This window comes from Microbacterium sp. UFMG61, assembly GCF_015354505.1.
Classification (GTDB): domain Bacteria; phylum Actinomycetota; class Actinomycetes; order Actinomycetales; family Microbacteriaceae; genus Microbacterium.
Genome location: NZ_JACAFP010000010.1, coordinates 40,711 through 57,847 on the forward strand (window position 1 = coordinate 40,711; position 17,137 = coordinate 57,847).

Below are 17,137 nucleotides of genomic sequence, written 5' to 3' on the forward strand. Positions count from 1 at the left end.
CCCGACACCCGGGACGGATCAGCCTCAGCGGACGACGAAGGCGGCCAGCGAGCGCGCGCGGCGCACATCTCTGCCGAGCAGTGCGGCGACGGCCTCAGTGGCTGCGTGCAGTCGCGAGATGACTCGTCGTCGTCCGGTGCGTGCGGCGCGGCGCCAGCCACGGGAAGCCATCCGAGCCGCGAAGGCGAGAGCGAAATCTCGCTCCTGCGCGAATCGAATCCCCGATGAGGCCGTTGCCGACGACACCGATGAACGATGACGTCGATAGTCGAAGACCACGTCGTCGTACACGAGGATCGAACCCCCGTCGAGCGCGATGTCGAGCAGGAGCCCGTGATCGAGAGCCACCGCATACTCCTCGCGGAAACCGTGCCGACGCGCTGCGGCCGTGCGCCAGACGAGCGAGGGGAAATATGCCCAGTCAGCCCGGATGAGGCTCTCCGCCATCCGCTCTCCGGCGAGCACGACGCCGTCCGATCCGCCCCGGGGTCGCAGCACCCTCTTGATGCGATCCGCGAGCGGCAGGGTCGGTCGCCCTTCACCGTCGATCACGCGCACACCGGGTTGGACGATGTCGACACCCGGATTCTCAGCCAGCCGCGCGACGATGCTCTCGAGATAGGTGGGGTGCATCAGGTCGTCATCGCCGAGCATGGTGAAATGCTCGGCGCGGACGAGGTCGAGGCAGCGGCTGAAGTTCCGCGCGAGACCGATGTTCTCCTCATTGCGCACATACTCGACACGAGGATCCGCGAGAGCCTCCAGCCGCTCTCTGATTCCCTCCTCCGGATACGCGTCGTCGACCACCACGAGTCTCCAGTGGGCGTACGTCTGCGCGAGGACGGATTCGATCGCCGGCCACGCCCGCTTCGAAGGGCTGTAGTACGGCAGGACGATGTCGATCGGAACCTCGCCGTTCATGGCTTGCCCTGGCGTCCAGCCACTCCGTCGACGATCCCCCGGAGCGCCGCGGCAAGAGGGAGCCGTCGATCGCGGCGGAGGGCGACGACGAGCTCTTCGGCCGCCCGTCGACCGACGGCGAAGATCGCGGGCAGCACCGGCAGGCGCGCCTTGCGAATGAACAACACCATGTTCCGGAGGCCGAGCCGCAGCGGATGGGCACCCGGCTCCTGTCGCGCGGTCTCCGGCACGACGAGCGTGCGCCATCCTGCACGCGCGAGTGACCATCCCGTGTCGACGTCTTCGAAGTAGAGGAAGTACCGTTCGTCCACGCCCCCGATCGCGTCGAGAGCGCCGATACGCAGAAGGGTCACCGCTCCGTCGACCCAGTGGACGGCTCGGGGACTCGAGACATCGTCCGTCCGATGATACGCGCGGCCGCCTCGGGTGAGGACACCCCCGGACGAGAAGATCCGGTCGGGTCGCGAGACCCAGCGCAGCGTCGGCGCTGCGCACCCCGCACGCGGATCGTCGGCGAGAGCATCCAGCAGAGACCCCGCGAGCGTGTGATCGAAGACAGCGTCATGGGTGAGGACCAGAAGGTGCTCGATCCCCGCCTCCCGCGCACGGTCGGCTGCGATGTTGACGGCGGCCGCATACCCGGGGTTGTCCGCGCGGCTGACGAGTATCGGAGCGTCCGCTCCCCCGAGGCTCGATTCCGTGATGTCTCCGCCGTTGTCGACGACGACGACCATCGCGGGCGGCCGAGTCTGCGCGCGAAGGCGCTCGAGCACGGCCGCCAGTAGATCGGGTCGGTGATATGCGATGATCACGGCTGCGTATCGGGCAACCGGCATCGCGGCGTCATTCATGTCGGACATCGACGCCTAGGCTAGCTGATATGCATTCATCCCCACCTGTGCGCGGAGCCCGCCCCGCCGTCGCCAGCGTGACCAAGTACGTCCCGTACGCCGGGATCGCGCATGCGGGAGGCGAGTACGCTCTCCAGCATCACCGCGCACTGGAGGCGGAGTTCGCTCTGACCGCGATCGCTCCGGCGAGTGCTCTCAATCGCGAAGCCGTGGCCAGGGGCGCCTCCGGCCCGCTGCTCCTGCTCTCGGGATCCGGGCCCTCCGCCCAGGATCGACTCAAGCCGATCGCTGACGTCGCCTCCCTGCTCCGCGGCAGCACGGCTCACGGGTGGTTCGCCCGCGCGCTGCGCCGGAGCGTCTCGGCCTCGAGGATCCTCGAGGAAGCCGACGTGATCGAGTTCCAGTGGTCCGAGATGGGAAGTCTGATTCCGATCGCCCTCGCTCGCAATCCCCGCGCGCGCGTGGTCGTCATCGCGCACGACGTGATCACCCAGAGGTGGTCTCGAGCAGCGGAGACGGCACGAAGTCCGCTGCTGCGCGCAGCGTATGCCATCGCTGCCAAGGCGAGCGCACGCAGGGAGCGTCGTACTTTCGAAGCTGCCGACCGAGTCGTGGTCTTCAGCGACAAGGACGCACGACTCGTTCGATCCCTGGCACCGACGGCGCGCCCCGAGGTCGTTCGCCCGGGGTTCCCGGTACCGCGGCCCGCGGCACCGCGGGCCGCTCACTCCTCTCCCCTCGTGGTGTTCAGCGGTGCGATGGGGCGCCCAGACAACGACGAGGCTGCGCGATGGTTCCTGCAGAGGGTCTGGCCGCAGGTGCGTGCCGCGGTTCCTGCTGCTCGCTTCACCGTGGTCGGCGCGAATCCCAGCGTCGCACTGACCCGCCTCGCAGCCGATGATGAGTCGGTGTCGATCACGGGGTTCGTGGAGTCGATGGATCCCTTCATCGAGCCTGCGGATGTGATCGTCGTCCCCCTGCACAATGGCGCGGGCGTCAAGTTCAAGACCATCGATGCCCTTCTGCGAGGCATCCCGGTGGTGGCAACCCCCGTGGGAGCCGAGGGGATAGAGCGGGAGGACGCGATCCGTCGCATCACCGACGACCCCGATTCCTTCGCATCCGCCGTCGTAGAGGTTCTGCAGGACCCGAATCGCGATCACGAGGCGAGGATCCGCGACTGGGCGGCTGACGAGTATGGGCTGATGGCGTTCCGAGACCGTATCCGCACCCTGTACACCGAGCTGATCGAGGAGGGCCCCCGATGAGCCGGACCGACGCAGACCCCATCGTCGTCGCGGTGATCCCCACCTTCCGCGCGCCCGCAGAACTGCGCGATCACGTGCAGGGCCTTCTCGCGCAAGTCCACTCCGTCATCCTGGTCGATGACGGAACCGCCTCGACGCATGCCCTGGGCATCAGCGATCCGCGAGTCACGGTGATCGAGCTCCCGGAGAACGGCGGGATCGCCAGAGCCCTGAACGTCGGCTTCGCGGCCGCGCGGGATTCGGGCGCCACGCACGTCCTGACGCTCGACCAGGATTCCTGGATCCACGAGGACTATGTCGACCGGGCCCTCAGCGCTCTGGAGTCCGCGACCTTGCACGGAGAACAGCCCGTCGGAGCGGCTCCCTCATCGGCCGGAGGGACGGGCATCGTGATGGACCGCGACGGACATCCGTTCGATCCGATCCAGGCCGGACAGGTGGTACGGCTCGACGTGTTCGACCGGGTGGGCCCGTTCGACGAGGCGCTCTTCATCGATGCGGTCGACAGCGAGTACACGCTGCGTGCATGGAGAGCCGGGTACCGCTATGTGCTGGTGCCGAACTCCGACATCGGTCACGAACTGGGAACGCTCGTCCCTCTCACGGTCCTCGGTCGCCAGCTCGTGCTGGGCGGACGCCCGCGCCATCTGCTCTACCACGCTCCGTTCCGCACGTACTACATGGTGCGAAATTCGGTCGTGCTGTCCCGACGCTACGGTCGTGAACGCGCGTCCTGGACGTGGCGGCGCACCCGGCTTCTCTCGTCGATGATCCTCGGCGGTCTTCTGGTGGCGGGCGACCGCCGCGCACAGCTGGTGGCGCTGTATCGCGGCATCCGGGACGGACGCGCCGGAATCGGCGGCCGCATCCCTGCCGATCTGATGGCACGACTCACCCGCCTCGGCCGGAACGCCTGATGACCAGCGACCCCGCACCCCGACAGGGCCGCGCGAGGAAGGCGATCGGGCACGAACTGGTCCGCCGCTCCTTCCTGTTCTCACTCTCGATCATCCTCTCGACGCTGGTCGGAGTGGTGTCGATCCCCGTGCTGATCGGGCAGCTGGGCGACACCACGTGGGCACGCCTGGCTGTATTGCAGTCGATCGCCCAGTTCCTCGCTGTCGTCGTGGGTTTCGGGTGGGGCGCGACAGGACCGAGCACCGTTGCGAGCCTCGCGGTCGCGGAGCGGAAGGGATTCTTCGCGACGTCGCTGCTGGCGCGCCTCGTCATCCTGGTTCCGGTGCTCGCGGCAGGAACGTTCATCGCCGCGCTCCTCGTCGGCGTCGATCCGCTGGTCGCTGCTCTCGTCTCCCTCACCGCGGTCGCTCCGGCGGCAGCCGCAGGATGGTATTTCATCGGCACCAACCGCCCCGTGGCACTCTTCCTGTTCGACGCTCTGCCTGCAATCCTCGGTCAGGCAGCGGCCCTCGTCGGAGTGCTCATCGCACCCTCGCTTCTCATGTATGCGTCATGCACAGCAGCGTTCGCCGTTCTGGGTCTGTTGGCATCCTGTCTCTTCGTGGCGACGCGATCGGCGGACGGGCCGTGGAAGATCGACAGAACCCAGAGTCTGCGCGGACTGCTCCGCGATCAGTTGCCCGGGTTCACCGCCACCTTCACGACCAGCCTTCTGACGACGCTGCCCGTGGTGATCGTCCAGGTCATCGTCCCGGCCTCCGCGCTGCCGTTGTTCGTGCTGGCGGACAGACTCTCCCGCTACGCGGGCCTCGTGCTTGCCCCGATCCTGCAGGCGATCCAGAGCTGGGTTCCTGAGGCGGGGCGCGAGCACATCACCTCGCGCGGACGGATCGCGATGCTTGTCGCATGCGGGATCGGCGCCGTCGGCGCCATCGGCATGATCACCTGTGCTCCATGGGTGTCGCCTCTACTTTCGCAGGGCGCAATCGCGATCCCGCTGCTGATCGCCGTGGTCATGGGTTTCGGCTTCGCCGGCGAAGCGATCAGCCAGGTGACCGGCCTCGCGGTGCTCGTCACGATCGGTCGCTCCCGCGAGCTCGCCCTCTCAGCCGGCGTCGCAACCGGTTCCGCGCTGCTCGGAGTCCTCGTGGGCACTCTGCTCTTCGGCGTGCCCGGTGCGCTGGTCGCACTCGCGCTCACCTCGATCGGCCTGGCGATCTACCGTTCTCGGACTGCCCTGCGCGGGCTCGCCGCACAGGGCAGCTGACCGAGCCCGCTCTGCCCTCAGTCGGTCAACCGCATGCGGTGACGCGGTACAGCCGCGCATCGCCCTCGGAGTCGATGAGCTCGACCGAGTCCGACGACGCGAGACGATCGAGACCGCGATAGATGTGACGACCGTCGTTCACCTCGCGTCGACCGAAATCGAGCACGTACTCGATCCGACGGTCGAGCAGAAGATCACACACCTCTGATCCGGCGTCTGCGGTGTCGAGCCGATCCAGGATCGTCTGCATCTCCGGGGAGACGTACATCAGCGTGTGCGGAAGCAGAACCTCACGGTCCGCCAGCGCATAAGCGAGAGCGGTCCCGGTCCAGGGGCTTCCGATGATCACGGCGTCTGCGGGCACCTCGTCGTCGAGTCGGTCGAGCAGAGCCCATTCGTCAGAACTCAGCAGCGGTGCCTCGTCTGTGACGGCATAGTTCGCCCGTGCATCGCGCACGGCCTGGCGCATGCTCATCGCCTGGGGAACGGGGAACACCGCGAGCAGGAGAATGACGATCGCGACGGTGGCCAACAGCGGCCTGGCATCGGCACGACGCCGAGCGAGGAGAGCATCCCAGGCCGCGGTGAAGCCGAGGGCGGCCAGCGGCACCCACACGAGGGGCATGAGAGCGGCGAGCCTGGGGATGTTGTTGTACCAGGCACCGACGAGGACGTCGCGGAAGATGAGGTACGGAACGCCTGCGGCGGTGATGTAGAGGGCCGCTGCCAGTGCAAGCAGCCCGAGCGCGAGCCACGCGCGAGTCGTCCTGGATCGGAAGACCGCGATGACTCCGATGACGACGAGCGCCGCCATTCCGAGGTTCACCGGCGCACGGTTCACGGATGCCGTGATGATCTCTCCGAAGGCCTGCCCCACGGTCATCTCAGGCGGCCACGTGCGCGCGTCTGCCGGCGGCCGCAGGAAGTACCAGAGGCATCCGGCGACGACGAGGTAGACCGCCATCCAGGCCCACGGCCAGACGCCCCCTCGGATACGCTCCTTCGACTGCCCGGCTCGCCGCGCGAGGGCCGCGATCAGCACCACCGCACCGAAGGCGAGCAGGGCCACGAGCGCGCCCGGATGACTGATCGCGATGGCAGGAAGAAGGCCGCTGAGAGCCACCAGCCAAGCGATGCGCTCCCGACCGTCCGAGAATCCGCCGAGCACCGCGCGGATGAGCAGGGCCAGAGTGACGGGCACGAAGCTCAAGCCCATCATGTACGGAAACAGGACTCCATAATCGGCGAGAAGGAGGGGGAAGGCGGGGAAGCACGTCGAGGCCGCCGCGGCCGCCACGATCGTCACCGTGCGGCTCCCCCACAGCTCCCGGGTGAGTGCGATTATGCCGGTCGTCCATGTGAAGGTGGCGAAGCCGATGACGAGAGCATTCGATGCCACGGGGATCGAGACCCCGCTGACACCCACCAGCAGAGCCGCGAACGCGTGCCACCCGGCCGGGTAGAAGGTCGGTGGTACGCCGGACTCGGCGCTGGTCAGCGACGACACCCAGAACGGGGAGGCGTTCCCTGTCTCGAGGACATAGCGGACGGCGTTGAGGTGGAAGATGTTGTCGAAGGTCTGGGAGATATGGTCGGGAGATCCGATCATGAGGAGCACCTGGACCAGGATCACCAGAGGCGCCGCGACGAGCGCCACGCAGGCCCAGGGACGCAGGCCCTCCTCGACGCGGCCCACCGGCAGGTTGCGCCAGATCAGTATCCGGAGAGCCACCACGACCACGAGTAGCGCCACCAGGACGACCACCACCGGAAGAACTCCCCAGGCCAACCCCACGAGTGGAGCCACGACGGACGCGATCACCACGACCGTCACCGATGCCGGGCCCGACACCGCGACCGCCCACAGACCCCGAAGACCGAGAGTTCGCGCGATCAGGTAGCCCGGCACGAACAGCAGCACGCCGAGTGTGCCGAGCGCGAGCAGGAGTTCGATCCAGATCGTCATGGGTATGTCGTGCTCCTGCTCCGCGGCGGTGACTTGTCTGCGCCACCCTGCACGCGGCAGCGGCTGCGCCCGATCGATCCTATCCCGGACTCGTCGAGCTCCTGGTGAGAGTCAGCGCGACGCCGCCGCGGAGACGGCTCGGACGGCGAGGGCATGAGCGCGGCGTCTTCCGCCCGTCAGAGAGCCTGCGAACCAGCCGATCAGGTACTCCCACGACGAGCGACGCACCATGATCCCCATCGTCTCGGCTTCCCGCTGAAGCCGGCGCAGCGGGCGCAGCCGACGACGACGGCCGAAGGCCGCGAGTACATCAGGGGCGACGCTGCGCCCTCGCATCTGCAGGACCTCCACGATCACCTGACGCCACCCCACCTGCACGAGGAAGAACATCCGCAGTACAGCGAGCGGTGAGGCGCTCCCTTCGTATCTCCGTGCTTTCGCGAGCGTCTCGCGGATCGTCTCGATCAGCCCCATCGCCTTCTGCTGGGAGGGGTCGCCGTAGACATTCGCTCCATGTTGGACGTAGTCCTGCACGACGTCCTCGACGATGGCCAGGTCGCCGTACGTCGCGGCGACGACCGCCAGCCAATGGTCATGCGTCTCCACTCGAGTCGGCACGCGAGGAAAGGGCAGGGCGGTCGCGAGCAGCGCACCCCGGAAGACGCACAGGGAACCTGTCACCTGATTGGCCAGGACCAGCTGCGCTCCACCGGCGAAGGCGCGGTCGGTCACGCCGGTGACGTCGCCCGACGGATGCCGGACCAGACGGGCCTGTCCTGAAGCGAGCGGCGCGTCCTCGAGCCGCTCGACGAGAAGGGCGAGCTTTCCCGGGTACCAGTAGTCGTCCTGGTCGCTCAGCGCGACCCACGCGGCGTCTGCCGGCACCTCGAGCAGACCGCGCTCGAAGTTGAGATAGAACCCGCGTCTGGTGCCGTCCGCGATGACACGGAAGCGTGCGTCATCGCCGACGGTGTCCGCGAGCACGCGTCGCACGGTCTCGGCATCTCCGTCGACCGAGATCACGCACGTCCAGTCGCGCAGGGTCTGCTCCTGGATGCTGCGCAGCTGGCGAGCGAAAAGCTCGGCGTCAGGTTGATAGGCGGCGAGTACGATCCATCCGCTCTGCGAGGTCATTGCCGCTGTGTTCCCCATCATCGTCCTGTGATCCGTCAGCTAGAGCCTACCTCCGCGACCGGCGCACGCACGGGCGGGGTGCTGTTGAGCGACATTCGACACTCCGCGCGCGTCGGGTAATGAGGGGCGGCACAGCGACGAGAACCTATGATTGGTGAGGCGTTCCACCCGAACCGGACGTCTGACGGAGGTGACGAGAACGCCCGTGTCTCACACATCAGTACCCGATGAGCTGCGATTGACCCAGCCCGGAGGGAGCACCGGACTGCTCGACGTGTTCCGGCGTCGGTATCTTCTCAGCCTGATCGTCCGCAAAGAAGTGGGCATCCGCTACCGGGGTTCCGTGCTCGGATGGCTGTGGTCGTACGTCAAGCCGCTGATCCAGTTCCTCGTCTTCTTCTTCGCCCTCGGCGTCTTCCTCCGACTGAACGACAGCATCGAGTACTACCCGATCTATCTGCTGTCGGGCATCACGGCGGTGACGTTCTTCAACGAGTCGTTCTCGAACGCCACGAGGTCACTCGTCGACAATGCTGCGCTCATCAAGAAGATCTACTTCCCGCGACAGATGTTCCCCGTCGCGAGCACGATGGTCGCGGCCATCAACACCGTGCCGCAGATCATCGTCGTGGTCGTGATCGCGCTCTTCTTCGGCTGGACGCCCACGTTCGTCGGCATCGGCGCTCTTCTTCTCGGACTCGTGATCATCGCGCTGCTCGCCACCGGCCTCGGGCTGCTCTTCGGTGCGATCAACGTCACCTTCCGCGATGCGCAGAGCTTCGTCGAGATCATCGTGATGGTGTCGGTGTGGGCCTCCCCCGTCATGTACCAGTGGCAGATGGTCGCTTCCAAGGTCCCGGAGTGGCTGTTCCAGCTGTACGCACTGAACCCGATCACCGGAGCCGTGGAACTCTTCCACTACGGCATCTGGCACGCGCTCGATCCGGCGAACGCCGAACCCCTGCCGTCGCTGTGGGTGCACTCCCTCATCGCTCTCGCAGTGTCCATCGTCATCCTGATCATCGGCGAGATCGTGTTCCGCCGTCTGGAGGGTCGCTTTGCCCAGGATCTCTGACGCGCCTCGCATCCTCGTCGAGGACGTGCACAAGCACTTCAAGCTCCGCCACACCCACTCCATCAAGGAGACGTTCGTGGCGGCCGTGCGGCGGAAGCCGCTGACCACCGACTTCCAGGCCCTCGACGGCGTGTCCTTCGAGATCGGTGAGGGCGAGGCCGTGGCCCTGCTCGGTTTCAACGGCTCGGGCAAGTCGACCATGCTCAAGCTGATCTCCGGTGTGCTGCGGCCCGATGAGGGTCAGGTGCGCACCCGTGGTCGCGTCGCGGGACTCATCGAGGTGGGCGCCGGTTTCCACCCGGACCTGTCCGGGCGGGAGAACATCTTCCTCAACGCCGCGATCCTGGGTATGTCCAAGCAGGAGACGAAGGACCAGTTCGACTCGATCGTCGAGTTCAGCGAGATCGAGAAGTTCATCGACACCGAGGTCAAGCACTATTCCTCGGGCATGTTCCTGCGATTGGCGTTCTCCGTCGCGATCCACACGCACGTCGACGTGCTGCTGATCGACGAGATCCTCTCGGTGGGCGATGAGCCGTTCCAGCGCAAATGTCTCGCCCGCATCCGCGAGCTGCATGCACAGGGCAAGACACTCGTGGTCGTGAGTCATGACCTGAACATGGTGTCGGACCTGTGCGAGCGTGGCATCCTGCTCCAGGACGGGAAGATCCGCTACGACGGGCCCAGCAAGGACGCTGTCGAACTCATGCGCGTGTGACGGGTCCTCTGGGCCTCAGAGGTCCGCGTGCAGACCCCACACCCGTTCCGCCGCTCCCAGCCAGGAGAAGGCTCTGGATCGATCCGCAGCAAGGACGCTGAGCCGACGGGCCCCGCTCCCGAGCGCGTCGACGACCGCGTCGGGAACGTCTGCGGCATCGACGATCGCACCGCCGTCCGCGATGACGTCACGGTGAACCCCGCTCTCGACCGCGATCACGGGCACGCCGAGTGTCATGGCCTCGACGACGCGCCACGGCCACGCCGGCAGGCCGCTGGTCGCGACCAGAGCGGAGGCGCCGGCGAAGACGGCTGCACGATCATCGCGCGACAGGACGCCACGGATGTGAGCACGCGATTCTGGCAGGCCGGCGGCCGCGGCGATCTCGGCGAAGCGAGGCTCCGATCCCTCAGCTGCGTCGAGCACCACCGCTTCGATCCCGGCCGCGACCGCAGCTCGGAAGCCCGAGTCCAGTGTGCGCTCCGAGCCGGTCATCACGATGTACCCGGCCGGGAGCGACAGAGCCTTGCGGCGCGCCGCCGCGTCGAGGGGCACGACGAGTCCCGCGGGTGCGGCACCGGCGATCACCCGGATCCGATCACCCAGCTTGGCGATCTCACTCATGCGCTCTGCCATCGCGTGCGAGGGCACCACCACGGCATCCGCATGCTTGACGGCACGCTTGAGCATCGCCCGCTGCCAGGAGACGGCTGTCTTCGACAGCGAATCCGGAGCATCCCACGCGAGCAGATCCCATGCGGTCGCCGTCGTCTGATCGTGATCGTGCACGCGGTCGTGCCGCACGAGTGGGGCCATCAGGGTGGCGGAGTGGATGAGCCCGCCACCGAGGCCCTGCGTGAGCCCGAGCTGCCACGACGCCGCCAGCTCGCGTCTCGCGAGCGGAAGTCGACGGACCTCGGCCAACCCCTCGATCGAGGGCTCGGATCCGGCGGCGACGATAGCCTCGACCACGCACCCGGAGGGCGCCGTCTTCACGAGCGCCGAGGCGAGATCGAGCGCCGCCGACGCCTGATCCGCATCGACGACATGCGTCAGCTGATCGAGGACAACACGAAGCCGAGCACTCATGCGACAACAGTAGTCGTCGGCGGGCACGGAACACCGCACCCTCGCGGCGCGGGGCGGATTCGCTCTCGACGTAGGCCGATATCCCGCTTCATGCTTGAATGCTCAGGTGAGTGACGGACGACTTCCCGTACGGCGACGATGGATGCGATGGGTCATCGGCGTGATTCTGACCCTGCTCGTGCTGGCGCTCGGATGGGTGACCGTACGCGGCATCGGCGCCGTCACCGATCTGCAGCAGGTCGCATCCTCGTCCTCCGAACTCAAAGCCGCGATCGCCGACGGTGATCTCGATGAGGCGGCCTCGCTCTCGGCGAGCATCGCCCACCACGCCGGATCCGCGCACGATCTCACCTCCGACCCCGTCTGGCACGCCTTCGGATTCATCCCCTGGCTCGGCCCCAACTTCACCGCCGTCAGCGAGGTGGCCGAGATCGTCGACGATGTCGCGACCGATGCGCTCGTCCCGGTCCTCGACGCTGCTGAGGAGCTCGACCTCGCGAGCCTCGGCTTCTCGGGCGGCGCGATCGATCTCGCTCCGTTCACCGCGATCGAACCGTCATTGGCCGACGCGAGCGCGACCCTGACCGCGGCGGAATCACAGGCCCTGCGCATCGATGCGGACGGGACGCTCCCCCCTCTGGCCGACGCCGTCCGCGAGATGCGGACGACCGTCACCCAGGCCGCGACGGTCGTCGGCTCGTTGCATGGAGCCGCCGCGCTGCTGCCGAGCATGCTGGGCGCGGAGGGGCCGCGCAACTACGTCATCGCCATGCAGAACAATTCCGAGTTGAGATCCTCGGGCGGCATCATCGGGGCGATCGCGCTGCTGCATGCCGAGGGCGGTCGGATCAGCCTCGTGCAACAGGCATCGACCATGGACTTCCCCCCGCTGGATGAGGCTCTCCCCCTCAGCGAATCGACGACGGCGCTGTTCGAGGATCGCCCCGGCCGCTACCTGCAGAACATCACCAGCATCCCCGACTTCACGGAGGCGGCGCCGCTGATCGCCGCTCGGTGGCAGCAGCGATTCGGAACGCCGGTCGACGGCGTGATCGCGGTCGACTCCGTCATGACGAAGCACCTCCTGGCGGTCACAGGTCCACTCACGTTCGGGCCCTTCACGGCCGACGCGGACAACGTCGTGAGCATTCTTCTCTCCGAGATCTACGCGACGGTTCCCGACCCGGCCGTACAGGATCAGATCTTCGCCCAGGCCGCCAGTTCCCTGTTCGGCTCCGCCCTCTCCGGTGGCGACCCGAAGAAACTGGTCGGCGCGCTCGCCACCTCCGCCGAGGAAGGACGCATCCGCATCTGGAGCGCGTATGAGGATGAGGAGAAGCTGCTCGCCGTGAGCACGCTCGGCGGGGCGCTTCCCGTCGACGACACGACGACACGCGTCGGCGTGCTCCTCAACGACACGACCGGCGGCAAGATGGACTACTACGCCGACGCGGCCATCTCGACGTCGGTCGGGGTCTGCGACGGAGAGCCGACGACCCGGGTCCGCGTGACGTGGACGAACAGCGTCACCGCCGAGGAGGCGGGCTCGCTCACTCCGTACGTCACCGGTGGGGGCTTCTACGGCGTCCCTCCGGGATCCCTGCGCACTCTCGTGACGGTCTACGGCCCCGAGGGCGCCATCCCCTCGCGCATCGACCGCGACGGCGACGAGGAGCCGGTGCAGACGGCTCTGCTCGGCGAGCGCACCGCCGTGCAGCACGACGTCGAACTGGCGCCCGGGGAGTCGACGACGATCACGGTCGACTACACCGGACAGGGAGCCGGCGAACGGCTCACCGAGGTGGTGCACACGCCACTGATCACGGATCCCGACATCACGCGCGATGAGCTGCGTTGCGCGTCGTGACTTTACGCTGTCGATGATGTAGTGTGATCCCCACTGGGGAATATCTGGGCTCGGTAATCATGTCGTGGGGACATGATGAGCCCACACAGTCGGACGCAGGGGTGTGTCCGGATGTGATTCCGCGTGTATTTCTGGGGAGAATCATGCTGAAGAAACTGGCTGCAATCAGCCTTACCGCTGGCGCGCTCGTGCTCCTGGCACCCGCCGTCGCCTCTGCCGAATCCGACACGTATGCGGACACACCTCGCGTCGCAGTCGGTGATCCGATCATCGACACCTGCGAGGTCTCGACCGTCGCCTTCGGCGCCGGGTACTTCCAGCCGTCCGAGAACGTCGGCGTATCGGTATCCGGCCTGGATGCCGGCGCTTCCGCCGTCTCGGGCAACACGGCAGCAGCCGACGGCAGCCTGATGGTCACATTCCGTCCGCCGGCCGACGGCGAGGGATCGTACTCCCTCTCCTTCGACGGCTCACGGTCGTACACCGCCACGGTCACCGTATCCGAGGGGCACGATGCAGCCGTGAGCTGTGACCACGATCCCGCGGTCGCTGCAGCAGGCAGCGAGCTTCCGCTCACGGGCGGCGGGCTCGAGCTGGCCCTGACAGGTGGAGAGGTGTCGCCGTGGGTCCTCGGTGGCGGCGCAGCCGCTGTCGTGGCCGGTGGAGCTCTCGTCGCTGTGGGAGTCGCACGCCGCAAGCGCGCCTAGGTCAGGCTCCCGCCGCGTGCGGGGGTCGGCTGGACGACGGTGATCCCTCCCCCTCCGATCACCGTCGTCTGGCGATTCCGGTGCTTCACCGGAGGCCCACGGTCGAACCCTCGCTCGCAGAGGGCCGGCCGTGGGCTTAGTCATGCCCGGGGAAGCCCACCTCAGACTCAGGGGGTCGGGGCGGGGGTCGGCGTCGGCGGGTGCAATGCCTGCTGGATCATCGAATGGATGACCCCGTAGTCAGGACTCAGCTCGTCCACGCCGTTCTCGGGCGTCAGCTCGATCGTCGTGACCTGCTGCTCCTTCGCCTTCGTCATGAGCTCGAAGAACTCCGGAAGCTTGTCCTGCGGCAGGTCCGTGCTGATGAGCGCAGTGCCGGCTGCAGCGACCTCGTTGAAACGGGTGAGCACGGTCTGCGGCGTGAACTGCGCGAGGATCGCTTCCTGAAGCTCCCTCTGGCGCTTCATGCGGTCCCAGTCACTGGTGGTGTATCGAGAGCGTGCGTACCACTGCGCGGTATCACCGTCCATGACCTGCTCGCCGGGCTCGATCCAGCCGATCGCCCACGCGTCGACGTCGTACGGATCAGTGCCGTCCGGTGGGCCTCCCTTGGGGAGCCGCTCGGTGGCGGTGATCGTGACGCCTCCGAGCGCATCGACGAGAGCGGCGAAACCGTGCATGTCGACGAACACGTAGTAGGGGATCTCGATTCCGAGCACGCCCTCAGCCGCATCCTTGGTGGCCTCGATGCCCGGATCCGATCCGTTCGCGACCGCGTCGGGGTAGAGTCCGGCCCCCTTGTCGTCGCGGCAGATCTCGGCGGCGTTGCGGATGTGGTTCATCCAGCCGTTCCACCCGCATGCACTCGACTGATGCCCCTCGAAACCGTTCGGGTAGAGCGCCTGCATCGGGCTGCCGTCGCTGAACGGAGCGTTCGGCAGCTCACGCGGGATTCCGGTGATGGTGACCGCGCCGGTCGAGGCATTGACCGAGACGACCGAGATGCTGTCGTAGCGCATGGAATCACGGCCTTCGCCGCTGTCCGCACCGAGAAGGAGGATGTTGTAGTAGCCGTCGCTCGGCGGAAGGCTCGGGCCGCTCTGCCCGAAGATGGTGCTGATGGTGTTCCTCGCGGAGCCGACGATCGATGCCGCGTAGGCGGTCCCCGAGCCGACGAGACCGAGGATCAACAGCGCGACCAGCGGGATCGCCAGCCGCGACAGCCCGGGCACTTTCACCAGACGGACGAGCCGCAGCGTGTCGAAGGTGAGAACGAGCCAGAGCACGACATACGCGATCAGCAGTGCCTGGATGAGAGTGAGGATCGCTGCGGAGAAGAACCCTCCTCCGACAGTGAGCCAGAGGAAGAACGGGCGCGCGAACAGCCCGAGCCCCGCGGCCACGACGACGAGCAGCCAGGCCACCAGGGTGGCTCCGAGACCGAATCTTCCCAATCGCCTGTTGCCCGCGAGCACCTGCGCGGACCCCGGCACGAGCACGTTGAGCAGCACCAGCCACCAGCCGCGCTTGGCCATCAGCCCACCATCCACAGAATCGGGATGCCGCAGCGGTCTCGTCTCGATGAGGGGTCGCGCCGCACCACGCGGCGGCGCGAGGGTCACAGCGAACCCTTCAGCCGTTCGTTCTTCTCCTCGACCTGGGCCTCGAGGTCGAGAGCATAGGTCTCGACGCGATCCGCGAGGTCGGCGTCGGAGGTGCCGAGGATTCGCGCGGCGAGGAGGCCGGCGTTCTTCGCCCCGCCGATCGACACCGTCGCCACCGGGATGCCTGCCGGCATCTGGACGATGGAGAGCAGCGAATCCATCCCGTCGAGGTAGGCGAGCGGGACCGGCACGCCGATCACGGGCAAGGCCGTCATCGACGCGAGCATCCCCGGCAGATGTGCCGCTCCCCCGGCTCCCGCGATGATCACCCGGATGCCGCGCGCACGCGCTTCCCTGGCATACTGCATGAGCTTGTCGGGCGTGCGGTGCGCCGACACGACCTCCACCTCATGAGGGATGGCGAAGTCCGTCAGCGCCTGGGACGCGTCGCTCATCACTCGCCAGTCGGAGTCGGATCCCATGACGACCCCGACGAGGGGCGCAGCGGAGGAGTGCAAAGGCTCAGTCACCCACTCAGGCTACGGTCTGGTGCTGGGAGAACCCCCGAACGGCACGCCTCTCACACGACCCGATCTCGTCTCAGTCGAAATGGGCAGCTGCGGCCCGTGCGATGTAGACGGCCTCATCGAGGTCGTCGCCCGCGACGTTGACGTGGCCGACCTTCCGACCCGGACGCGGATCCTTGCCGTACGTGTGGATCTTCGCCGACGGATGCTCGACCATCGCGCCGGCGAAACGCTGTCCGAGCGAGCCGTCCTGAGGTCCGCCGAGGATGTTCACCATGACGGACCAACGCGCGCGAGGCGCCGTGTCTCCGAGCGGCAGGTCGGCGACGGCGCGCAGATGCTGCTCGAACTGCCCGGTCACGGCACCGTCCTGGCTCCAGTGGCCGCTGTTGTGGGGCCGCATCGCAAGCTCATTCACCAGGATGCGCTCGTCATCGGTCTCGAACAGCTCGACCGCGAGCATCCCGGTGACGCCCAGACCTTCCGCGATGGAGCGTCCGATGCCCTCGGCGACCTGCACGAGGCGGTCTCCGGCTGCGGGCGCAGGCGCGATCACCTCGGCGCAGACTCCGTCACGCTGCACGGTCTCGACGACGGGGTATGCGACGATCTGGCCGCTCGGACGGCGGGCCACCTGCTGCGCGAGTTCGCGCACGAACGGCACGAGCTCCTCGACGAGCAGGGCCTCTCCCTCGGCGAGAGCCGTGAACCAGTCCTGCGCGTCGTCTGCCGAGCGCACGACACGCACGCCCTTGCCGTCGTATCCCCCGCGAGGCGTCTTCACCACACCGGCACCCTCGTGCTCATCAAGAAACGCCCGCAGCTCGGACGCATCGTGCACGGCCGCCCAGTCGGGCTGAGGCACTCCGAGCTCGGCGAGTTTCGCGCGCATGACGAGCTTGTCCTGGGCGAACTGCAGCGCATCAGGCCCCGGGTGCACTGCCACGCCGTCGGCCACCAGGGCGCGCAGAACGGTCTGGGGGACGTGCTCATGGTCGAACGTGACGACGTCGACATCCTTGACGAAGTCGCGGACGACATCGAGGTCGCGGTAGTCTCCGACCGCAGTCGCCGCGAGTCCCGCCGACATCCCTTCGCCCTCGGCCAGCACCCTGAGGTCGAGTCCCAGCTCGACCGCCGGGGCGATCATCATCCTGGCCAGCTGGCCGCCACCGATCACGCCAACGCGCAGCGCCATGTGCGCCTCCATTCGTCCCGACCATTC

15 protein-coding genes are annotated in these 17,137 nt (G+C 67.3%); 7 read left to right on the forward strand and 8 right to left on the reverse strand.

Going from position 1 to position 17,137, the window contains the following annotated elements; genetic code table 11:
* Positions 1–24: 24 nt before the first annotated feature.
* A complete protein-coding gene (locus IXW21_RS13020; protein WP_194764684.1) occupies positions 25–921 on the reverse strand; it encodes a glycosyltransferase family 2 protein in 897 nt (298 codons plus the stop codon).
* Positions 918–1,781: a glycosyltransferase gene (locus tag IXW21_RS13025; RefSeq protein WP_194764685.1), complete on the reverse strand. Its 864-nt coding sequence runs from the start codon at positions 1,779–1,781 to the stop codon at positions 918–920. The genes IXW21_RS13020 and IXW21_RS13025 overlap by 4 nt, the downstream gene beginning before the upstream one ends.
* Before the next feature lie 20 nt (positions 1,782–1,801).
* Between IXW21_RS13025 and IXW21_RS13030 the strand changes: the two genes are divergently transcribed.
* From IXW21_RS13030 to IXW21_RS13040, 3 genes are read left to right on the forward strand one after another with little or no spacing between them, the layout of a single operon-like run.
* Positions 1,802–3,040: a glycosyltransferase gene (locus tag IXW21_RS13030; RefSeq protein ID WP_194764686.1), complete on the forward strand. Its 1,239-nt coding sequence runs from the start codon at positions 1,802–1,804 to the stop codon at positions 3,038–3,040.
* Positions 3,037–3,957, forward strand: coding sequence for a glycosyltransferase (locus tag IXW21_RS13035; RefSeq protein ID WP_194764687.1), 921 nt, complete (start codon positions 3,037–3,039; stop codon positions 3,955–3,957). Before IXW21_RS13030 ends, IXW21_RS13035 begins: the two co-directional genes overlap by 4 nt.
* Positions 3,957–5,225, forward strand: coding sequence for a lipopolysaccharide biosynthesis protein (locus IXW21_RS13040; RefSeq protein WP_194764688.1), 1,269 nt, complete (start codon positions 3,957–3,959; stop codon positions 5,223–5,225). Before IXW21_RS13035 ends, IXW21_RS13040 begins: the two co-directional genes overlap by 1 nt.
* A 25-nt stretch (positions 5,226–5,250) precedes the next feature.
* On the opposite strand, the gene IXW21_RS13045 is transcribed toward IXW21_RS13040, so the two are convergent.
* Together IXW21_RS13045 and IXW21_RS13050 are read right to left on the reverse strand one after the other, a co-directional pair.
* A complete protein-coding gene (locus IXW21_RS13045) occupies positions 5,251–7,191 on the reverse strand; it encodes a DUF6541 family protein (RefSeq protein WP_194764689.1) in 1,941 nt (646 codons plus the stop codon).
* 111 nt (positions 7,192–7,302) lie between these two features.
* Complete coding sequence (locus IXW21_RS13050) at positions 7,303–8,325, reverse strand: glycosyltransferase (RefSeq protein ID WP_194764690.1); 1,023 nt, start codon at positions 8,323–8,325, stop codon at positions 7,303–7,305.
* A gap of 205 nt (positions 8,326–8,530) precedes the next feature.
* On the opposite strand from IXW21_RS13050, the gene IXW21_RS13055 reads away from it, so the two are divergent.
* A complete protein-coding gene (locus tag IXW21_RS13055) occupies positions 8,531–9,400 on the forward strand; it encodes an ABC transporter permease (RefSeq protein ID WP_194764691.1) in 870 nt (289 codons plus the stop codon).
* Positions 9,384–10,118, forward strand: coding sequence for an ABC transporter ATP-binding protein (locus IXW21_RS13060; RefSeq protein ID WP_194764692.1), 735 nt, complete (start codon positions 9,384–9,386; stop codon positions 10,116–10,118). Before IXW21_RS13055 ends, IXW21_RS13060 begins: the two co-directional genes overlap by 17 nt.
* Before the next feature lie 15 nt (positions 10,119–10,133).
* Here the strand turns inward: IXW21_RS13060 and IXW21_RS13065 are convergent, their stop codons facing one another.
* Positions 10,134–11,207 (reverse strand): glycosyltransferase, encoded by a 1,074-nt coding sequence (locus IXW21_RS13065; RefSeq protein ID WP_194764693.1) that lies wholly within the window; start codon positions 11,205–11,207, stop codon positions 10,134–10,136.
* A gap of 106 nt (positions 11,208–11,313) precedes the next feature.
* Between IXW21_RS13065 and IXW21_RS13070 the strand changes: the two genes are divergently transcribed.
* Both IXW21_RS13070 and IXW21_RS13075 read left to right on the forward strand, forming a co-directional pair.
* Complete coding sequence (locus tag IXW21_RS13070; protein ID WP_194764694.1) at positions 11,314–13,074, forward strand: DUF4012 domain-containing protein; 1,761 nt, start codon at positions 11,314–11,316, stop codon at positions 13,072–13,074.
* Positions 13,075–13,217: 143 nt separating this feature from the next.
* On the forward strand, positions 13,218–13,781 hold the full coding sequence (locus tag IXW21_RS13075; protein ID WP_194764695.1) for a hypothetical protein: 564 nt from the start codon (positions 13,218–13,220) through the stop codon (positions 13,779–13,781).
* A 167-nt stretch (positions 13,782–13,948) separates the two neighbouring features.
* Here IXW21_RS13075 and IXW21_RS13080 read toward each other — a convergent pair whose 3' ends face one another.
* The 3 genes from IXW21_RS13080 to IXW21_RS13090 form a co-directional block, all read right to left on the reverse strand.
* Entirely contained in the window at positions 13,949–15,403 is a 1,455-nt protein-coding gene (locus IXW21_RS13080) for an LCP family protein (RefSeq protein ID WP_194764696.1), read from the reverse strand.
* Complete coding sequence (purE, locus tag IXW21_RS13085) at positions 15,400–15,867, reverse strand: 5-(carboxyamino)imidazole ribonucleotide mutase (protein ID WP_194764841.1); 468 nt, start codon at positions 15,865–15,867, stop codon at positions 15,400–15,402. The genes IXW21_RS13080 and purE overlap by 4 nt, the downstream gene beginning before the upstream one ends.
* 118 nt (positions 15,868–15,985) lie before the next feature.
* Positions 15,986–17,110, reverse strand: a complete 1,125-nt coding sequence (locus IXW21_RS13090; protein WP_194764697.1) for a 5-(carboxyamino)imidazole ribonucleotide synthase — start codon at positions 17,108–17,110, stop codon at positions 15,986–15,988.
* Positions 17,111–17,137 lie beyond the last annotated feature (27 nt).

Excerpts from the sequence above, each read along its gene's own strand:
- IXW21_RS13045 (WP_194764689.1), bottom strand. The coding sequence starts at position 7,191 with ATGACGATCTGGATCGAACTCCTGCTCGCGCTCGGCACACTCGGCGTG.
- IXW21_RS13065 (WP_194764693.1), bottom strand. The coding sequence starts at position 11,207 with ATGAGTGCTCGGCTTCGTGTTGTCCTCGATCAGCTGACGCATGTCGTC.
- IXW21_RS13020 (WP_194764684.1), bottom strand. The coding sequence starts at position 921 with ATGAACGGCGAGGTTCCGATCGACATCGTCCTGCCGTACTACAGCCCT.
- IXW21_RS13090 (WP_194764697.1), bottom strand. The coding sequence starts at position 17,110 with ATGGCGCTGCGCGTTGGCGTGATCGGTGGCGGCCAGCTGGCCAGGATG.
- IXW21_RS13050 (WP_194764690.1), bottom strand. The coding sequence starts at position 8,325 with ATGACCTCGCAGAGCGGATGGATCGTACTCGCCGCCTATCAACCTGAC.
- IXW21_RS13035 (WP_194764687.1), top strand. The coding sequence starts at position 3,037 with ATGAGCCGGACCGACGCAGACCCCATCGTCGTCGCGGTGATCCCCACC.
- IXW21_RS13075 (WP_194764695.1), top strand. The coding sequence starts at position 13,218 with ATGCTGAAGAAACTGGCTGCAATCAGCCTTACCGCTGGCGCGCTCGTG.
- IXW21_RS13025 (WP_194764685.1), bottom strand. The coding sequence starts at position 1,781 with ATGTCCGACATGAATGACGCCGCGATGCCGGTTGCCCGATACGCAGCC.
- IXW21_RS13030 (WP_194764686.1), top strand. The coding sequence starts at position 1,802 with ATGCATTCATCCCCACCTGTGCGCGGAGCCCGCCCCGCCGTCGCCAGC.
- purE (WP_194764841.1), bottom strand. The coding sequence starts at position 15,867 with ATGGGATCCGACTCCGACTGGCGAGTGATGAGCGACGCGTCCCAGGCG.
- IXW21_RS13040 (WP_194764688.1), top strand. The coding sequence starts at position 3,957 with ATGACCAGCGACCCCGCACCCCGACAGGGCCGCGCGAGGAAGGCGATC.